This window comes from Burkholderia sp. Bp9090 (genome assembly GCF_003857985.1).
Lineage (GTDB): Bacteria > Pseudomonadota > Gammaproteobacteria > Burkholderiales > Burkholderiaceae > Burkholderia.
Genome location: NZ_QTPV01000113.1, coordinates 1 through 689 on the forward strand (window position 1 = coordinate 1; position 689 = coordinate 689).

The 689-nt window shown below is 65.0% G+C and carries 1 protein-coding gene; it reads left to right on the plus strand.

What is annotated here, in order from left to right; translation table 11 throughout:
• Window positions 1-689: electron transfer flavoprotein subunit alpha/FixB family protein (locus tag DIE16_RS36315; RefSeq protein WP_124894424.1), on the plus strand; the 689-nt coding region annotated here is incomplete at both ends.

Consider the following 689-nt stretch of genomic DNA (forward strand, 5'->3'; position numbering starts at 1 on the left):
AAGGTGTTGCTGGCCGATGCGCCGCAACTCGAAGCGGGCCTCGCGGAAAACGTCGAAGCGACCGCGCTGAACATCGCGAAGGACTACTCGCACATCCTCGCGCCGGCAACGGCTTACGGCAAGAACATCGCGCCGCGTATCGCCGCGAAGCTGGACGTCGCGCAGATCTCCGACATCACGGCTGTTGACAGTGCCGACACGTTCGAGCGCCCGATCTACGCGGGCAACGCGATCGCGACGGTGCAGTCGAGCGACCCGATCAAGGTCATCACGGTGCGTGCGACGGGTTTCGATCCGGTGGCAGCCGAAGGCGGCAGCGCAGCGATCGAGAAGATCGAAGCCGCGGCGGACGCAGGCAAGTCGCAGTTCGTGAGCCGTGAAGTGACGAAGCTCGACCGTCCGGAACTGACGTCGGCAAGCATCATCGTGTCGGGTGGCCGCGGCCTGGGCAGCGGCGAGAACTACACGAAGGTTCTCGAGCCGCTGGCCGACAAGCTGTCGGCGGCACTCGGCGCATCGCGCGCGGCAGTCGACGCCGGCTACGTGCCGAACGACTATCAAGTCGGCCAGACCGGCAAGATCGTCGCACCGCAGCTGTACATCGCGGTCGGCATCTCGGGTGCGATCCAGCATCTGGCCGGCATGAAGGATTCGAAGGTGATCGTCGCGATCAACAAGGATCCGGAAGC